The following is a 15,489-nucleotide window of genomic DNA, read 5'->3' as shown; positions in this document are numbered from 1 at the left end:
ACGTGGCGACACTTGTCTGGAGACTCAAAGATGCGTGTTGCCCGTTCCCTGGTACTTGTTGCCCTGCTTCCGTTGTTCGCCGCTTGCCAACTGCTCGATGGCCCACGGCAAAGTGCTTCCCATGTGGGCCAGACCCGCATGCAGGGCCAATTGACGGCGGCCGACGGCAAGCTGCTGTTCCAGCCATGTAATGAGCAACGCAGTTTCGTAGTCAATGACATCGGTGGCACCAGCATCCTGCAAGAGGCCGCGACCCTGGCCGATGATCAGGGCAAGCTGTTCGCCGATGTGCGCGGCCGGATCGTTGCCAGTGGTGCTGACAGCCAACTCGACCTTACGCAGCTGTACCGCGTCGAGCGCTCGGGCACGGCGTGCGACGATCCCAATTTCAAGCAGCTGATCCTGCGCGCCGCCGGCCATGGCCCGGAGTGGAACGTCAAGGTCAGTGGCAAGGGCATGATCGTCGACCGCGCTGGTCAGCCGCCCCTGGCCCTGCCGTACGTTGAAGAACAACTGGGCGATGGCCGCTTCAACCTCAGTACCGAAGCCAATAATCAGCGCATCGAGCTCTGGGTCGCGCCGCGACGTTGCGTCGACAGCAGCACCGGCAGCGTGCAGCACATGAGCGCCGAGTTGCGTATCGACGGCCAGGTGCAACGCGGCTGCGGGTATTTTGGCGGATCGCGTAACGACTGATCGTTTTAGCCTCACGGGAATCATCCTTTGAGGCTTATAATCGCGGGCTTCAAACGCCTTGGCGCAGTTGTGCGCCCCGCGAACCGGATCCCGCCATGTTACGAATCACCGAACTCAAGTTGCCGATCGACCATCCCGAAGAAGACCTGCGCCCTGCCATCGTGCAGCGCCTGGGCATCGCCAGTGATGACCTGCTCGACTTCACCTTGTTCAAGCGCAGCTACGATGCGCGCAAAAAGTCCTCCGAACTGTGTTTCATCTACACCATCGACCTCAACGTTCGCGATGAGGCGGCGGTGCTGCGCACGTTCGCCGATGACCGTAACGTCAACGTGGCGCCGGATGTCAGCTACAAAGTGGTCGGCCAGGCGCCGGCCGACCTGAGCCAGCGTCCGATCGTGGTCGGCTTCGGCCCGTGCGGGATCTTCGCCGGCCTGGTGCTGGCGCAGATGGGCTTCAAGCCGATCATCCTCGAACGCGGTACCGAAGTGCGCCAGCGCACCAAAGACACCTGGGGCCTGTGGCGTAAAAGTGTGCTCAACCCCGAATCCAACGTGCAGTTCGGTGAAGGTGGCGCGGGGACATTCTCCGACGGCAAGCTCTACAGCCAGATCAAGGACCCGAAATTCCTCGGTCGCAAGGTTCTGCATGAGTTCGTCAAGGCCGGTGCGCCGGAAGAAATCCTCTACGTCAGCAAGCCGCACATCGGGACGTTCCGTCTGACCGGTGTGGTGGAAAACATGCGTGAGCAGATTCGCGCCCTGGGCGGCGAAGTGCGCTTCCAGCAGCGGGTTACCGATGTGCTGATCGACGACGGCCAACTGGTGGGCGTCGAACTCCATGGCGGCGAACAGATCCATTCGAAGCACGTGATTCTGGCCCTCGGCCACAGCGCCCGGGACACCTTCCGCATGCTGCACGGCCGTGGTGTGTACATGGAAGCCAAGCCGTTCTCGGTGGGGTTCCGCATCGAACACCCGCAGTCGCTGATCGACCGCGCGCGCCTTGGCAAATACGCCGGCCACCCGAAACTCGGCGCTGCCGACTACAAACTGGTGCACCACGCCAAGAACGGTCGATCGGTCTACAGCTTCTGCATGTGCCCGGGCGGCACCGTAGTGGCGGCGACCTCCGAGCCGAACCGCGTGGTCACCAACGGCATGAGCCAATACTCGCGTAACGAGCGCAACGCCAACTCCGGGATCGTCGTCGGCATCACCCCGGAAGTCGATTATCCGGGCGGCCCACTGGCCGGCATCGAGTTGCAGGAACGCCTGGAATCCCACGCCTTTGTGCTGGGCGGCAGCAACTACGAAGCACCGGCGCAACTGGTCGGCGACTTCATTGCCGGCAAGCCGTCCACCGAATTGGGCAGCGTCGAGCCGTCCTACAAACCGGGCGTTGCCTTGGGTGATTTGGCCCTGGCCCTGCCGGCGTTCGCCATCGAAGCGATTCGCGAAGCCTTGCCGGCATTCGAGAAGCAGATTCGTGGTTACTCGCTGCACGACGCCGTGTTGACCGGGATCGAGACGCGCACCTCATCGCCGCTGCGCATTACCCGTAACGAGTCGATGCAGAGCCTGAACGTGAAGGGGTTGTTCCCGGCGGGTGAAGGCGCGGGTTATGCGGGCGGGATTCTGTCGGCGGGTGTCGACGGGATTCGGATTGCCGAAGCGGTTGCCCGGGATATCCTTGGCCTAGAAGCCTGACCCAGATGATCGTTCCCACGCAGAGCGTGGGAACGATCAAATATCTCAGATATTGGCGCGCAACACGCTGGCCGGCAGCGGCTCTCCGCGCTCAACGCTGGCCGCCACGGCATCCATCAGACCACTCAACTCATACCCTTGGGCCTTGAGCCAGGCCTGATCGTAATAGGTGTCGGCATAGCGCTCGCCACCATCGCACAAAATCGCCACAATCGACCCCGACTCCCCCGCCGTCGCCATCTGCTGGGCCGCCATCAAGGCGCCGATCAGGTTGGTCCCGCTCGAACCGCCAACCCGTCGCCCCAAACGTTGCGCCAGGTAATGCATGGCTGCCAGTGACAAGGCGTCCGGCACCTTGACCATTGCATCGATGACCTTAGGCAGGAACGACGCCTCGACACGCGGCCGGCCAATGCCTTCAATCCGTGACCCGTGATCGAGGCGCAGGCTGGCGTCGCCGGTCTTGTAGTAATCGAAAAACACCGAACGCTCGGCATCGGCGCACAGCACACGGGTGCAATGCTGGCGATAGCGCACGTAACGGCCCAGCGTCGCGGTGGTGCCGCCGGTGCCAGGGCTGGAGATCAGCCAGCTGGGTTCCGGGTGCTGCTCGAAGCGCATCTGATGGAAGATCGATTCGGCGATGTTGTTGTTCGCTCGCCAGTCGGTGGCGCGTTCGGCGTAGGTGAACTGGTCGATGAAATGCCCGTCGTGTTCGTGAGCCAGGCGTTCGGACTCAGCGTAAATCTGCGTCGGATCGTCCACCAGATGGCTCTTGCCACCGTAGAAAGCAATTTGCGCGATCTTTTCCTTGGACGTGCTCGCGGGCATCACCGCAATGAACGGCAAACCCAGCAACCGGGCGAAGTACGCCTCGGAAATCGCCGTCGAACCGCTGGACGCTTCAATCACCGGCGCACCGGGTTTGAGCCAGCCGTTACACAGTGCATAGAGGAACAATGAGCGGGCCAACCGATGTTTCAGGCTGCCGGTGGGATGGCTCGACTCATCCTTGAAGTACAACTCGATGCCCGGCAACCCCGGCAGCGGCAAGGGGATCAGGTGGGTGTCGGCGCTGCGCTGGAAGTCGGCTTCGATGATCCGGATAGCTTCGCGGGCCCACTGTCGGTTGTCGCTCATGATGGTTTTCTCGTTGAATCAGGCAAGAGTCGGCCTTGTCGCAAGGCTCAGTCCACAAGCTTAGGAAAAAACCTACATCACGCACAGATACAGCTGGGGTTCAATACGTCCGGCAACTGCTAGGCTTAGGCCTTTGCTGACCGGACACGTTGTAACGGTATATAACAAAAAAGAATATAACTTTTGTTTTAACAACCAACGGTACGGGTTAGGGTGTGCCACCTTTTGAATTCATCGATGGAGAGCGACCTTGCCTCTGCGTAGCACGTTCACGCGTTTCTTTCAGTTGGAAGCTGCCAGCGGTCTGCTATTGATCGCCGCAGCTGTCCTGGCCCTGATCATCAACAACTCATCGCTGTCGTGGCTCTATAACGGCCTGCTGGACACCCCCGTGGTGGCTCAGATCGGCGCGCTGAAAATCGCCAAGCCATTGCTGCTGTGGATCAACGACGGCCTGATGGCCCTGTTCTTCCTGTTGATCGGCCTGGAAGTGAAGCGCGAAGTCCTCGACGGCCAACTGTCGAAACCGTCGCAGATCGTCCTGCCCGGCGCGGCCGCAATTGGCGGCATGGTGGTGCCGGCGCTGATCTACTGGTTCCTCAACCGCGATAACCCGTCCGCCCTGAGCGGCTGGGCCATCCCGACGGCTACCGACATTGCCTTCGCCCTTGGCGTGCTGGCCCTGCTGGGTAAACGCGTGCCAGTGTCGCTGAAACTGTTCCTGATGACCCTGGCGATCATCGATGACCTTGGCGCAATCATCATCATTGCGATCTTCTATTCCGGCGCTCTGTCGACCCTGTCCCTGGCGCTGGCCGCGGCCTGCATCGCGGCCTTGATCGGGATGAACCGACTTGGTGTGGTGAAACTCGGGCCGTACATGATCATCGGGCTGATCCTTTGGGTCTGCGTACTCAAGAGCGGCGTGCATGCGACGCTGGCGGGTGTGACCCTGGCCTTCTGCATTCCACTGCGCACGAAAAACGCCGAGCCTTCGCCGCTGCTGATCCTGGAGCATGCCCTGCATCCGTGGGTGGCCTACGGCATCCTGCCGCTGTTTGCCTTCGCCAACGCTGGCTTGTCCCTGAGCGGTGTGACCGTCGAAAGCTTCACCCACCATGTACCGATGGGCATCGCCGTCGGCCTGCTGCTGGGCAAGACCGTCGGTGTTTTCGGCCTGACCTGGCTGGCGGTAAAAATCGGCATCGCCGCCCTGCCCCAAGGCGCCAACTGGGGCCAGATCATGGGGGTGGCGATCCTCTGCGGTATCGGCTTCACCATGAGTTTGTTTGTCGGCTCCCTGGCCTTCGTGCCCGGCGCCAGTGAATACGCCGGGATGGATCGGATGGGGATTTTGACCGGCTCGATCCTGGCGGCATTGATCGGTTATGCAGTGACGGCGGCGGCGAGTCGCAAGAGCGCTGCGCTGCCTTCCTGAGCGATAGAGAACACTCTTAGCGACATTGAGGACTCGTCCTACAGCCACGATTAGCCACGTTCGATAGCGTCGCGCAGCCCCCTCTTCGGGGGTTGCCGATGGACGAGCGAAAGGACAATCAGTGGCTGGCAACAAGGACATCCCACGGGTGCAAAACCCACCGTCGGGCGACGGGCATCACGTCACCCACCGATTCATGACGGCCACCGAATTGGCCGAGCGTGATGCCAGACAAGACGCCTACGACGCCATGCTCGCGAGGCAGCAAGCCTTCGAAGACAGCCTTCAAGTCGCAGCGAAAAAGGACAACGTTGTCCGCGCGGGTTGCGTATTCGCCAAGTCCTGCAAACTGCCCGATGCAATCATCGACTACACGAATCCCTCCGGCGTTGTTCCCACCGACAGCCTGAAAGACTACGGCGAACTGGTTCTACTCGGCGCTCGCGAGGCCGATGAAAGCGGTGTCGTGCCGCTGAAGAAAATCAGTGGTACGGCCATTCCGGTGGGTTTCGGCAGCTTCGCCCTGAGTGGCTCAGCGTTCGCCGCATTACCCGCCGTCGCAGTCAGCACCGCTGCGGCCACCCTGGCAGGTCTGGTGGCCCTGGTCATGCCGTCGAGCCTTGGCGACAGCTCGCTCTACACCGAAGATCAATTGCGATCACTCAAACAGGCCCGCACTCGCGTTCGCCTCAGAGTCGAGCAACAGGCTGACGGCAGTCTCAAGGGATACGGTTTTTACACTGGCAAAAACCGTGACTGGGAGATGGTCGATGTCGTGCAGTTCACCTTGCGCGGCGGTCAGCAAGTGGCTGATCTCGGGGATGGCGTTGAGCTGATATGGACACCGACCGAGGACGGTTCAGAAATTCTCGGCATCCCCGCTTTGGAATCTGCGCCACAAGCGCCGCACATCTGGGTTTACCCGCCGACGAAAGCGGCTGACAGCATCATCGTGAACCCGGTGTATCCGCCGGAGTACAAGGATTTCATTCTGGTGTTTCCGGCGGATTCGGGGGTGTTGCCGGTTTATATTGTGGTGAGTGTTGCGGACCACAAATATCATCCGGCGCCAAACGGGCTTACCGCTTTTCCTGATGCCACACCGGCAAAACAGAAGACTCGGGTCAAAGGTAGAGGCACCCGAATGCGCTGGAGAACGGCTGAAGGGCGAATTCTAGAATGGGATTATCAGCATGGAGCAGTAGAAATGTATGACAAACGAGGTCGCCATCTGGGTGAGTTTGACGCTGAAACAGGTAATCAAAACAAGCCGGCGGATCCGAAAAGAAGGATAGAACCGTGAACCACGTAATTTATGCTTTTGATAAAGAAACAGAAGCGTTGGTATTCGAAGTGCCTGTCCCGGCAGACGGCATTGCACAGCTGAGGGCGATAATGAGTTGGACTGAGGCTGAAGAAGAAATCTATGGCTATGACCTTGATTCCCAGCAGATAACAAAACTGGAAACATTAGTCGGTCGATCATTTTACGATCCACAATACGATTTTCAGCTCGGTTGTTATGCAAGCAAGTAAATGCTCTGGTTCAACTCCACAGCCAAAAAGAAAACCCCGACCAGCTCACCTGATCGGGGTTTTGTTTTACCTTTCGTTTCCGCTTAGTGCGAAACGCGGCTGGTCCCACCCACAGTGGAGATCCGAACACGCTCACCCACACGGAACACTTCGTTTGGCTGAACTTCCTGCACGTAGGCGCGCATGCTGCCATCGTCTTCGCGCACGGTGATTTCAACGCCTTGAGTGCGGGTCAGGCCTTCTTCGGCAGCCGAGCCCACCAGGCCACCCGCTACCGCGCCGATGACCGCTGCAACGATGCTGCCGCGACCGCCGCCGACGGCGCTACCGCCGACGCCACCCACGACTGCGCCCGCAGCGCTGCCGATTGGGGTTTTGGTGCCTTCGATTTTCACCGGACGCAGGGATTCGATGGTGCCCATGCGAATCGTCTGCACGCGACGCGCTTCGTCACGGGAGTAGGAGTCACCGGTCAGGCTCGATTGGCAACCGGAGAGCAACATCGCCATCGTGGAAAAGGAAGCAACCAGCAAAACAGACTTACGCATAGCATCAAACTCCATAGGACAGGTATCCATTAAAACCCGCAGCTTGACGCCTGTCACGGCATCGCCCGGATAAAATTGGTTTCATTCAGGCCTGGTACAGGCACTTCTCGAACTCACCACAGTAGCGTCAAATTACAAAATCTGCGCCGCTGACCCAAGGATTATCATGGATTACTTCATCATTGTCGTCACGACCGTCGCCGGTTTGTACTTCCATTGGTGGTTGTACGTGCGGATCAAACGCTGGATGGACCGCGATCTGGCGTTGTCACTGGCGGGTAAAGACGAACAAAAAAGAGCCTTCATGCTCCAGCAACTGGCGAACGCTCAAGCGCAGAAGATCAAGCGTCGGGACCTGCCACAGTGGCTTGAGGCCGCTGCGGCAGGGTATCCCGATCAGTAGACCGTTTACGGGGCCAGGCGCTCACGCACCCAGTCAGCACCCTGCAAGCGGTAGTTGAGGCGATCGTGCAGACGGCTCGGACGGCCCTGCCAGAATTCGATGCGCTCCGGTAGCAAACGATAACCGCCCCAGTGTTCGGGGCAGTGCGGCTGGCTATCGCTGAAACGCTGCTCGGTGTCCTTGAGCAGCGCTTCCAGTTCGCCGCGATCGGCGATCACCCGGCTCTGGGGCGACGCCCAGGCACCGAGACGACTACCCAGAGGGCGAACCTGATAGTAGGCGTCGGACTCTTCAGGCGTGACCTTCACCACCCTCCCTTCGATGCGCACCTGGCGCTCCAGGGCCGGCCAGAAGAACGTCATGGCAGCAAATGGATTGGCTGCCAATTGCTGACCCTTATCGCTCTCGTAGTTGGTGAAGAAGGTGAAGCCCTGCTCGTCCAGGCCCTTGAGCAGCAGAATGCGGCAATGCGGCCGACCGTCCTGATCGACGGTGGCCAACGTCATGGCATTCGCCTCCACCGGTACCTGCTCGGTTTTCACCGCATCGGCAAACCACTGATGGAACAGTGCGAACGGCTCGGCCGGGGCTTGCGCCTCGGTCAAGCCATCTCGGGTGTAATCGCGACGCATATCTGCCAAGGGCCGGGTCATGGCGCATTCCTTTTGGTTAATGAATCACTGCTTTGTGGCATCGGTGGCGGTGGTGCTCTTCGAATCGACAGCGGTTTTAGCCGGTGCGGTCTTTTTCGCGGGAGCCTTTTTGGCTGGAGCCTTGGCGGCCGCTTTCTTGGCCGGTGCCTTTTTCTTCGACGAGGCAGCCGTTTTTTTCGCAGCCGGTTCCGGGGTCACAGGCTTGGCCACTGGCTTGACGTCTTGCGCGACGACTTTGGTTACCGGTGCCGGAGCCGGCATATTGTACTTGCTCAGCAGTGCGGCCATGGTGTTTTGCGGCGTCAACAACAGCTCGACGCGACGGTTCAAGGCACGACCTTCAGCACTGTCGTTGGCGGCGCGCGGTGCGTCACCGCCCATGCCACGCAACATCAGGCGATCACGCTGCAGACCGCTGAGACGGAAGATCGCTGCCACCGCCTGGGCGCGTTCCTGGCTCAGTTTCACGTTGGCCGGTGCCGCACCCGACGTATCACTGTGGCCGAGTACCAGCACGGCAGTCTTTGGATCGGCTTCGAGGATTTTCGCGACACGGGTGAACGGAGCGAGGGTCACCGGCAGCAGCATGGCCGGGCGGTCCGGGTTGAACGAGCCTTCCACCGGAGCCGTGACGACCAGCACATTTTCACGGCGCTCGAGTTGCAGGTTGCTGCCCTTCACCGCCTCGCGCAGGCGCGGTTCATAGTCGTCAAGCCAGGCTTGGGTGATTTTCGGATCGGGCATCGGCACGGCTGCTTTGGCAGTGCTGGTGCTCTGCTCCTTACCGCCGAACGGCCACCACCATTTGCCACCGGCATCGGCTTCAGCCTTGGCGACGGGTACTGCGGCAGCAGGTTTCAGGGGAGCCGGAGCCGGGGCGGGTTCTTTAGTCGCGACCTTGTCGGAAGAGCCGAACGGCCACCAACTGCTGCCACCTGCGGCATCATTTTGTGGGGTTTGTGCACAACCGGTGATAGCGAAGCACAGGGCCAGGGCGAGAGTTTTATTGGACGACATTGGGTATCCACAAAATGAGGTAATGAAAAGTCAGCCAGGGTGCCCCCGGCTAAACAGACGCTTTGAAACCACAAAGGCTTTCGGGTTCCAGCCCTGGCCCCCTTAAGCGTGATTTACAGACAAGTGGCCAGTACTCGCACAAGCTTTTGCGCTCGTGGATCCATCAAGACGTACGGCCCAAGGGTATTTGTCACAAAACCGAAGGCCACATCATGTTCCGGATCAGCAAAACCGATGGAGCCGCCAGCACCCGGGTGACCGAACGCCCGTGGGCCGAGGCCGTAGGTGGCGTTGGGTACGTCCGGTTGATCGAGCATGCAACCCAGACCGAAGCGGGTCCGGGTCAATAAAGTCTTGTCTTCGCCAACGCTGTGTTCGCGGGTCAGCTCGTCGAGCATTTCGCTTTCCAGCAGGCTGCCATCGAGCAGTCCGGCGTAGAAACCGGCCAGGCTGCGGGCGTTGCCGTGGCCATTGGCGGCCGGCTGCTGCATGCGCCGCCATTCCGGTTTGTTGGTGCTGGTCATGATCGACGGCGGGTTGGTGAAGGCCCGAGTGGTCATGGCCGTCGGTTCGCGCATGGTCACCTGCAGCAAGCGCTGGGCCGCGGCATCGCCGACGTTGCCCTTGCTGCGGGCGATGTGCGCCACGCGATGGAATTCTGAATCGGCCAGGCCGACGTGGAAATCTAGCCCCAAGGGCTTGGCAACCCGCGCCACGATGGACTCGCCCGGCCCACGACCGTCGGCGCGCCGCAGCAATTCACCGACGAGCCAGCCATAGGTGATCGCCGCATAACCGTGACCTTGGCCCGGCGTCCACCAGGGTGCTTCGGCGGCCAAAGCATTGACCATGGTCTGCCAGTCGTAAAGTGCCTCAGGAGGCAGCAACTCGCGCAAGGCCGGCAGACCCGCCTGATGGCAGAGCAAGTGGCGCAGCGTCACGGATTCTTTACCGGCGGCGGCAAATTCGGGCCAGTAGCGGGCGACCGGGGCATCGAGTTGCAGCTTGCCTTCAGCCACCAATTGCAGCGCCGTCACGGCGGTGAAGGTTTTGGTGCAGGAGAACAGGTTGGCGATGGTATCGCTGTGCCAAGCCTCATGGCCGTCCTTGTCGGCGGTACCGGCCCAAAGGTCGAGGACGGTTTCACCACCGATCCGGATGCACAACGCCGCGCCGCGTTCCTGAGGATCGTCGAACAGCGCTGCAAACGCTTCACGCACCGCTTCGAACTTAAGCTCGTAATGACCCTGAATCTGCACCCGCAACTCTCCCGGATAAACGCTCTACAAAGTGGCCCGCATTGTTCCAGCCCTTGAGGGATTTGGGAACAGGATCGGGTCGGATGGTCGCCCGGTTATGGAAATGCCGCAGACATCAACGATGCGATCCCCGTGACGAGGGGGGCTTGCCCCCGTTCGACTGCGAAGCGGTCGCAAAAACCTGTATTTGCGGTGCATCTGTAGGCATGGGGGCCGCTTCGCGGCCCAACGGGGGCAAGCCCCCTCGCCACAGGTGTATCAGGAATCAATGGCCATTGCCCGAATGCCCACCCGCATGCCCAGCGCCCTTGCCCGGGCCTTTGCCTGCCTCGCCCTTCCTGCCACCCTCGACATCGTGACTGGCTTTATCCGCCTCAGCGCTGGCCTTCTCCGCCTCTTTGCCAAGCTGATCGATGATCTGCACATTGCTTTTACGCACACTGTCGACAAAGCCCTGGAACGGCAAATCAGTAATGCCCACCAGACCGAAGTGCCCGTTCTCGCCATCCAGCAGACGACCGGTCACCGGCTGGTCGAGGTACTGGAACCAGTGCACCCCGACAATCGACGGTTCGCTCATCGCCTGTTTGAGGAAGTGAGCGTAAGCCGTGCCGCGGTCTTCCTCCTTCGCCAATTGCGTCACGCCACCCCAGAACGGGCCGCGATCTGCCGAGCCGAAGTTGAATTCGGTGATCAGCACCGGTTTGTCCAGACTGCGCAGTTTGGCGAAGTCGTAACCGTCCTGGGGTTGCAGGGTGTACATGTTGAAGCTCAACACGTCGCAGTATTGTGCACAGGACTCGACTGCCTCCGGGGAACTGACGGCAAAGCGACCACCCAGCAACAACTGGTTCGGCGCGTGCCATTTGAGCGAGTCTGAAACAGTCTTGAAGTAGGTGTCGGCAAAGACCTTCTGGAAGTATTTGAAGTCGGCTTCGATTTCCGGGTGTTCGGCGCTCGGCTCCGGCGGCACGAAGCCTGGGTCTTCCATCAATTCCCAAACCGGCAGATCAATGCCCCAGGCTTTCGACAACCCCGCCTGGTTGCGGTACTTGTCGCGCAGCTGCTTGAGGAAGGCACGTTTGGCCGGCACGTCGGTGGTCATTTTCAAGGTGCCGTAGGCCAGCGCATAGCGAGCCTTCGGGTCATCGCCGGGACCGGCCCAGGCCAGTTCGTTGTCGGCGAAGTAACCGATCAGCCACGGATCGTCGCGATGGTCGCGGGCGGCGATGGCCACGGCGCGTTCGGTGGCCATGGCGAAACGTGGATCGAACGGGTCAGGCATGCCGCCCCACCAATCGGTGCCAGTGCTGATGCTGGCGTAATCGCCGACGATCGATAGCGGCAAGGTGTACGGCACACGGTCAGCGTTGCCCAACACCGGTGCGCTCCAGTTGCCGAGGGTGTTGAAACCCCAGGCTTGCAGGCGATCGAGGGTATGACTGGCCCAACGTTGTTCGTCGACAGTTACTTTGCAGGGTTCGGCGGCCGCCTTTTCGACTGTCGCTTCAACCACGCCGGTCTTGGCCGCTTCGGCAACACCGGTACTGGACTCGGTAGGTGCTGGAGCGGCTGATTGTTCGGCGGCCTTATCGACCGAAGCCTCAACCGCATCGGCCTTGGCGGCTTCGGCAATACCGGCCTTGGTGCCACTGCCCGGTGCGCAAGGATCGCCGTACAGCCGCTGCAGGTTGGCGCCATAGAAATCGTACCAACGACCGGCGTTGTAGGCTCGGCCCTGATCAACACCGTTGCCGCCACGGTTATCGCCTTCGCCATAGTGACTGGCCAAGGGTTCTTCGGGTTTGGGCAGGGACTCGAACATCCACTCGCGCCCGGCGACGTAGGTCTGGTTGACGCTCGGGGTCACGGTGTTGACGCCGAGGGAATAGAACGGATGCCCCTCCGGAGTCACCAGGTACCAGCGGCCATCACGCTTTTCGGTGCGGAAAAAGCCGCTGGCCTTGAACACCGGACCTTTGTTCAAGCCGCCGAACTTGTCCAGAGGCGCCTTCTCGCGCTCCGCCAGCCAGGTTTTCAGTTGTTGCTGCTCTTTGCCAGCGGCGGATTTCAGTTGTTCGTCGCTGCTGATCTTCTCCGGCCATTTGGCCCGGGTCGATTGACCGTAAGCGTCCACCAGACCGCCATAAGCGGCTTTGGTCACGGCCTCGCCGTCCTGCACGCCGAAGCGCTCGAGCAGAATGCTTTGGGCGACTTTCGGCTGATCCATCGACAAGGTCACCGACACCACCTGGCTGCGGTCCAGCTCACCGGTACTGCTGGCCAGCAATACACGCTGCCCTTCGAAATTGATCGGCATCGGCGGGCCAGCTTTCATGCCCTGGCTCAGCGGCGAACTCGGCTGCAGCGGTACCAGTAAGGTCTGCGCCGGGCCGGCCGGCAGATCGACACGGCTGACCAGAGTCTTGCCGTCGTTACTCTGGATTCTCACGTACAAGGTCACGGCCCAGTTCATCGCGCTCTGGATCCGCAGGCTCATGACGCCCGACTGCGACCAGTCCCAGGCACCGGTCTGCGGCGTCAGGCGCAAGGTCGGCTGGGCAGCCGGGTTGAAGGTCACGCGACGCAACACTTCGCCTTCGGCCGTTTGCTCCGCGTTGGATTGCGGCAGGCTGGCGTCCTGGGTCGCCACTTGAACCACATCGGCGGGACGCACAAAGTTGAACAGCGTCTGCTGGCCTTCAGGGGCCGCCAGCAAAGGGGCTGCAAACATCAAGGCAAAAACAGCGGGCAACGAACGGCGAATCATAGGAACGTGGTTCTCCCTTACGACCATTAATGAGCCAATGGAAAAGCGGTGGCAGTGAGGTAGACAACGCAGTGGGCAAATTTGCCCACTGGCGCATCAGGAAATTTCACGACGAAATGGCGGTAACGCATTGAGAATAGCTTTACCGTAGCGCTGCGTGACCAAACGACGGTCAAGCAAGGTGATGGTGCCGCGGTCTTCTTCGGTTCGCAGCAGGCGACCGCAGGCCTGGACCAGTTTCAGCGAGGCGTCCGGCACGGAGATTTCCATGAAAGGATTGCCGCCGCGAGCCTCGATCCACTCAGCCAGCGCGGCTTCGACCGGATCGTCGGGCACCGAGAACGGGATCTTGGCGATCACCACGTGCTCGCAGTAGGCACCGGGCAAATCCACGCCTTCGGCAAAACTCGCCAGGCCGAACAGCACGCTGGAATCCCCGCCATCGACCCGCGCCTTGTGCTTGTTCAGGGTTTCCTGCTTCGACAGGTTGCCTTGAATGAACACTTGCTTGCGCCAGTCGCGATCCAGCCCGTCGAATACGTCCTGCATCTGTTTGCGCGAGGAGAACAGCACCAGAGTGCCACGGGAGCCCTCGACCAGTTCCGGCAAGTCGCGAATGATCGCCGCCGTATGAGCCGGCGCATCGCGCGGGTCGGCTTTCAGGTCCGGCACCCGCAGAACGCCGGCATCGGCATGATGGAACGGGCTCGGGACCACGGCGGTCACGGCGGTTTTCGGCAGGCCGGCGCGCATGCGGAAACGGTCGAAGGTGCCGAGAGCGGTCAGGGTCGCCGAGGTCACCAGCGCCCCGTAAGCCACGTTCCACAGGTTGCGCCGGAGCATTTCCGCCGCGAGGATCGGGCTGGCATTGACCTCGATGTCGAACAACGAACCGCTTTCGGCCAGCGTCAGCCAACGGGCCATGGGCGGGTTGTCTTCCGGGTCTTCGACGGTGAAGGCGGTCCACAACTCCCAGTTGCCCGAAGAACGCGACAGCAGGCTACCGAACAGCGGATACCACTCTTCGGCCTGGTTGCTGGCGATGCCGATGTTGACCTCACCGTCCATGCCTTCCTTGAGCAGTTCGGTAAGCCGGGTGAACAGGTCGGTCAGTCGGGCAAAGCCCTTTTTCAACTCGATGCCCATCTCACGCATGTGTTCGGGAATCACCCCGCCGACGAAACGGTGACGCGGCCGCTCGCGACCTTCGACGTCTTCGCCGGGCTTGAAGTCGGCGACTTGCTCACAGGCACTGAACATGAACTGCTGCTGGGTCTTGATCTCCCGGGCCAGTTCCGGCACCTGCTCGATCAACTTGCCCAGATCCCCCGGCAACGGGTGCTGGGCGAGCAATTTGGTGAGGTTCTTGGCGGTGGTCTCCAGCCAGTCGGCAGTGGAGCGCAGGCGCGTGTAATGAGCGAAGTGGCCGATGGCCTTGTCTGGCAGGTGATGGCCTTCGTCGAACACGTAGATCGTGTCGCGCGGGTCCGGCAGAACCGCGCCGCCGCCCAGGGCCAGGTCGGCCAGGACCATGTCGTGGTTGGTGACGATCACGTCGACCTTGCCCATGCCTTCGCGGGCCTTGTAGAAGGCGCACTGGCCGAAGTTGGGGCAATGGCGGTTGGTGCACTGGCTGTGATCGGTGGTCAGGCGCGCCCAGTCGGCGTCTTCGAGCGCGGTGGACCAACTGTCACGGTCGCCGTCCCACTTATTGCCGGCAAGTTTCTCGATCATGCTGGTGAACAGCTTCTGACTGGCCTCATCGACCTCGATCTTGAAGCCTTCTTCTTCGAACAGCTGGGCGGTGGCGGTTTGCGCGTGACCTTCCTGGAGCAACATGTCGAGCTTGGACAGGCACATGTAGCGCCCCCGGCCCTTGGCCAGGGCGAAGCTGAAATTCAGCCCGCTATTGCGCATCAGGTCGGGCAAATCCTTGTAGACGATCTGTTCTTGCAGGGCCACGGTGGCCGTGGCGATCACCAGACGCTTGCCAGCGGCCTTGGCGGCGGGGATCGCCGCCAGGCTGTAGGCCACGGTTTTGCCGGTACCGGTGCCGGCTTCCACCGCGACAATCGCGGGGTCGCCACTGCGCCGGCCTTCGTCGTCGGTGTCGATGTCACCGAGGACTTTGGCGATTTCGGCGATCATCAGGCGTTGGCCGTAGCGCGGTTTGAGGCTCTTGGCTTCGAGAAAACGCGAGTAGGCGCCCTGGATCGTGGTTTTGAGTTCAGTGCTGATCATTGATTGTCGGGCGCAAAAAACGCTGGATAAATTTTCAGTGGTTCGGATCGGCCGCTATCATACCCCGCTAATTAATCCC

General features: G+C 60.9%; 13 protein-coding genes. 6 read left to right on the top strand and 7 right to left on the bottom strand.

Features of this window, described 5'->3' with window-relative positions:
• Positions 1-30: 30 nt before the first annotated feature.
• Both ACEN8R_RS01830 and ACEN8R_RS01825 read left to right on the top strand, forming a co-directional pair.
• Complete coding sequence (locus ACEN8R_RS01830; protein WP_018926905.1) at positions 31-696, top strand: COG3650 family protein; 666 nt, start codon at positions 31-33, stop codon at positions 694-696.
• 95 nt (positions 697-791) lie between these two features.
• Positions 792-2,405 carry an NAD(P)/FAD-dependent oxidoreductase gene (locus ACEN8R_RS01825; RefSeq protein WP_018926906.1) on the top strand — a complete coding sequence of 538 codons (1,614 nt, stop codon included), beginning with the start codon at positions 792-794 and terminating at the stop codon, positions 2,403-2,405.
• Between the two features lie 45 nt (positions 2,406-2,450).
• Here the strand turns inward: ACEN8R_RS01825 and ACEN8R_RS01820 are convergent, their stop codons facing one another.
• Positions 2,451-3,548 (bottom strand): PLP-dependent cysteine synthase family protein, encoded by a 1,098-nt coding sequence (locus tag ACEN8R_RS01820; protein WP_173861174.1) that lies wholly within the window; start codon positions 3,546-3,548, stop codon positions 2,451-2,453.
• Between the two features lie 247 nt (positions 3,549-3,795).
• Here ACEN8R_RS01820 and nhaA point away from each other — a divergent pair, with 247 nt between their 5' ends.
• The 3 genes from nhaA (at position 3,796) to ACEN8R_RS01805 (ending at position 6,519) form a co-directional block, all read left to right on the top strand.
• Positions 3,796-4,983: a Na+/H+ antiporter NhaA gene (gene nhaA / locus ACEN8R_RS01815; RefSeq protein WP_018926908.1), complete on the top strand. Its 1,188-nt coding sequence runs from the start codon at positions 3,796-3,798 to the stop codon at positions 4,981-4,983.
• A 121-nt stretch (positions 4,984-5,104) separates the two neighbouring features.
• Positions 5,105-6,286, top strand: a complete 1,182-nt coding sequence (locus ACEN8R_RS01810; RefSeq protein WP_018926909.1) for an S-type pyocin domain-containing protein — start codon at positions 5,105-5,107, stop codon at positions 6,284-6,286.
• Positions 6,283-6,519: a DUF7683 domain-containing protein gene (locus tag ACEN8R_RS01805; protein ID WP_018926910.1), complete on the top strand. Its 237-nt coding sequence runs from the start codon at positions 6,283-6,285 to the stop codon at positions 6,517-6,519. The genes ACEN8R_RS01810 and ACEN8R_RS01805 overlap by 4 nt, the downstream gene beginning before the upstream one ends.
• An 83-nt stretch (positions 6,520-6,602) precedes the next feature.
• Here the strand turns inward: ACEN8R_RS01805 and ACEN8R_RS01800 are convergent, their stop codons facing one another.
• Positions 6,603-7,067: an outer membrane lipoprotein gene (locus ACEN8R_RS01800; RefSeq protein ID WP_018926911.1), complete on the bottom strand. Its 465-nt coding sequence runs from the start codon at positions 7,065-7,067 to the stop codon at positions 6,603-6,605.
• Between the two features lie 166 nt (positions 7,068-7,233).
• On the opposite strand from ACEN8R_RS01800, the gene ACEN8R_RS01795 reads away from it, so the two are divergent.
• Positions 7,234-7,470 carry a hypothetical protein gene (locus tag ACEN8R_RS01795; protein WP_018926912.1) on the top strand — a complete coding sequence of 79 codons (237 nt, stop codon included), beginning with the start codon at positions 7,234-7,236 and terminating at the stop codon, positions 7,468-7,470.
• A gap of 5 nt (positions 7,471-7,475) precedes the next feature.
• Here ACEN8R_RS01795 and pdxH read toward each other — a convergent pair whose 3' ends face one another.
• From pdxH to dinG, 5 genes are all read right to left on the bottom strand, one after another.
• On the bottom strand, positions 7,476-8,123 hold the full coding sequence (gene pdxH, locus ACEN8R_RS01790) for a pyridoxamine 5'-phosphate oxidase (protein WP_018926913.1): 648 nt from the start codon (positions 8,121-8,123) through the stop codon (positions 7,476-7,478).
• 24 nt (positions 8,124-8,147) lie between these two features.
• Positions 8,148-9,140 (bottom strand): OmpA family protein, encoded by a 993-nt coding sequence (locus ACEN8R_RS01785; RefSeq protein ID WP_018926914.1) that lies wholly within the window; start codon positions 9,138-9,140, stop codon positions 8,148-8,150.
• Between the two features lie 113 nt (positions 9,141-9,253).
• The gene (locus ACEN8R_RS01780) at positions 9,254-10,399 is read right to left on the bottom strand and encodes an EstA family serine hydrolase (protein ID WP_018926915.1); all 1,146 of its coding nucleotides are present in this window, start codon (positions 10,397-10,399) and stop codon (positions 9,254-9,256) included.
• A gap of 265 nt (positions 10,400-10,664) precedes the next feature.
• Positions 10,665-13,169 carry a beta-galactosidase gene (locus tag ACEN8R_RS01775; protein WP_018926916.1) on the bottom strand — a complete coding sequence of 835 codons (2,505 nt, stop codon included), beginning with the start codon at positions 13,167-13,169 and terminating at the stop codon, positions 10,665-10,667.
• 96 nt (positions 13,170-13,265) lie between these two features.
• Positions 13,266-15,410 (bottom strand): ATP-dependent DNA helicase DinG, encoded by a 2,145-nt coding sequence (dinG, locus tag ACEN8R_RS01770; protein WP_007935913.1) that lies wholly within the window; start codon positions 15,408-15,410, stop codon positions 13,266-13,268.
• Positions 15,411-15,489 lie beyond the last annotated feature (79 nt).

Source organism: Pseudomonas sp. Pseusp15 (assembly GCF_059492165.1).
This window is presented reverse-complemented; position numbering and strand designations above follow the sequence as displayed.

What these genes read in the sequence shown, in the direction of transcription:
- ACEN8R_RS01800 (WP_018926911.1), bottom strand. Translation starts at nt 7,067, where the DNA reads ATGCGTAAGTCTGTTTTGCTGGTTGCTTCCTTTTCCACGATGGCGATG.
- dinG (WP_007935913.1), bottom strand. Translation starts at nt 15,410, where the DNA reads ATGATCAGCACTGAACTCAAAACCACGATCCAGGGCGCCTACTCGCGT.
- pdxH (WP_018926913.1), bottom strand. Translation starts at nt 8,123, where the DNA reads ATGACCCGGCCCTTGGCAGATATGCGTCGCGATTACACCCGAGATGGC.
- ACEN8R_RS01785 (WP_018926914.1), bottom strand. Translation starts at nt 9,140, where the DNA reads ATGTCGTCCAATAAAACTCTCGCCCTGGCCCTGTGCTTCGCTATCACC.
- ACEN8R_RS01795 (WP_018926912.1), top strand. Translation starts at nt 7,234, where the DNA reads ATGGATTACTTCATCATTGTCGTCACGACCGTCGCCGGTTTGTACTTC.
- ACEN8R_RS01830 (WP_018926905.1), top strand. Translation starts at nt 31, where the DNA reads ATGCGTGTTGCCCGTTCCCTGGTACTTGTTGCCCTGCTTCCGTTGTTC.
- ACEN8R_RS01775 (WP_018926916.1), bottom strand. Translation starts at nt 13,169, where the DNA reads ATGATTCGCCGTTCGTTGCCCGCTGTTTTTGCCTTGATGTTTGCAGCC.
- ACEN8R_RS01825 (WP_018926906.1), top strand. Translation starts at nt 792, where the DNA reads ATGTTACGAATCACCGAACTCAAGTTGCCGATCGACCATCCCGAAGAA.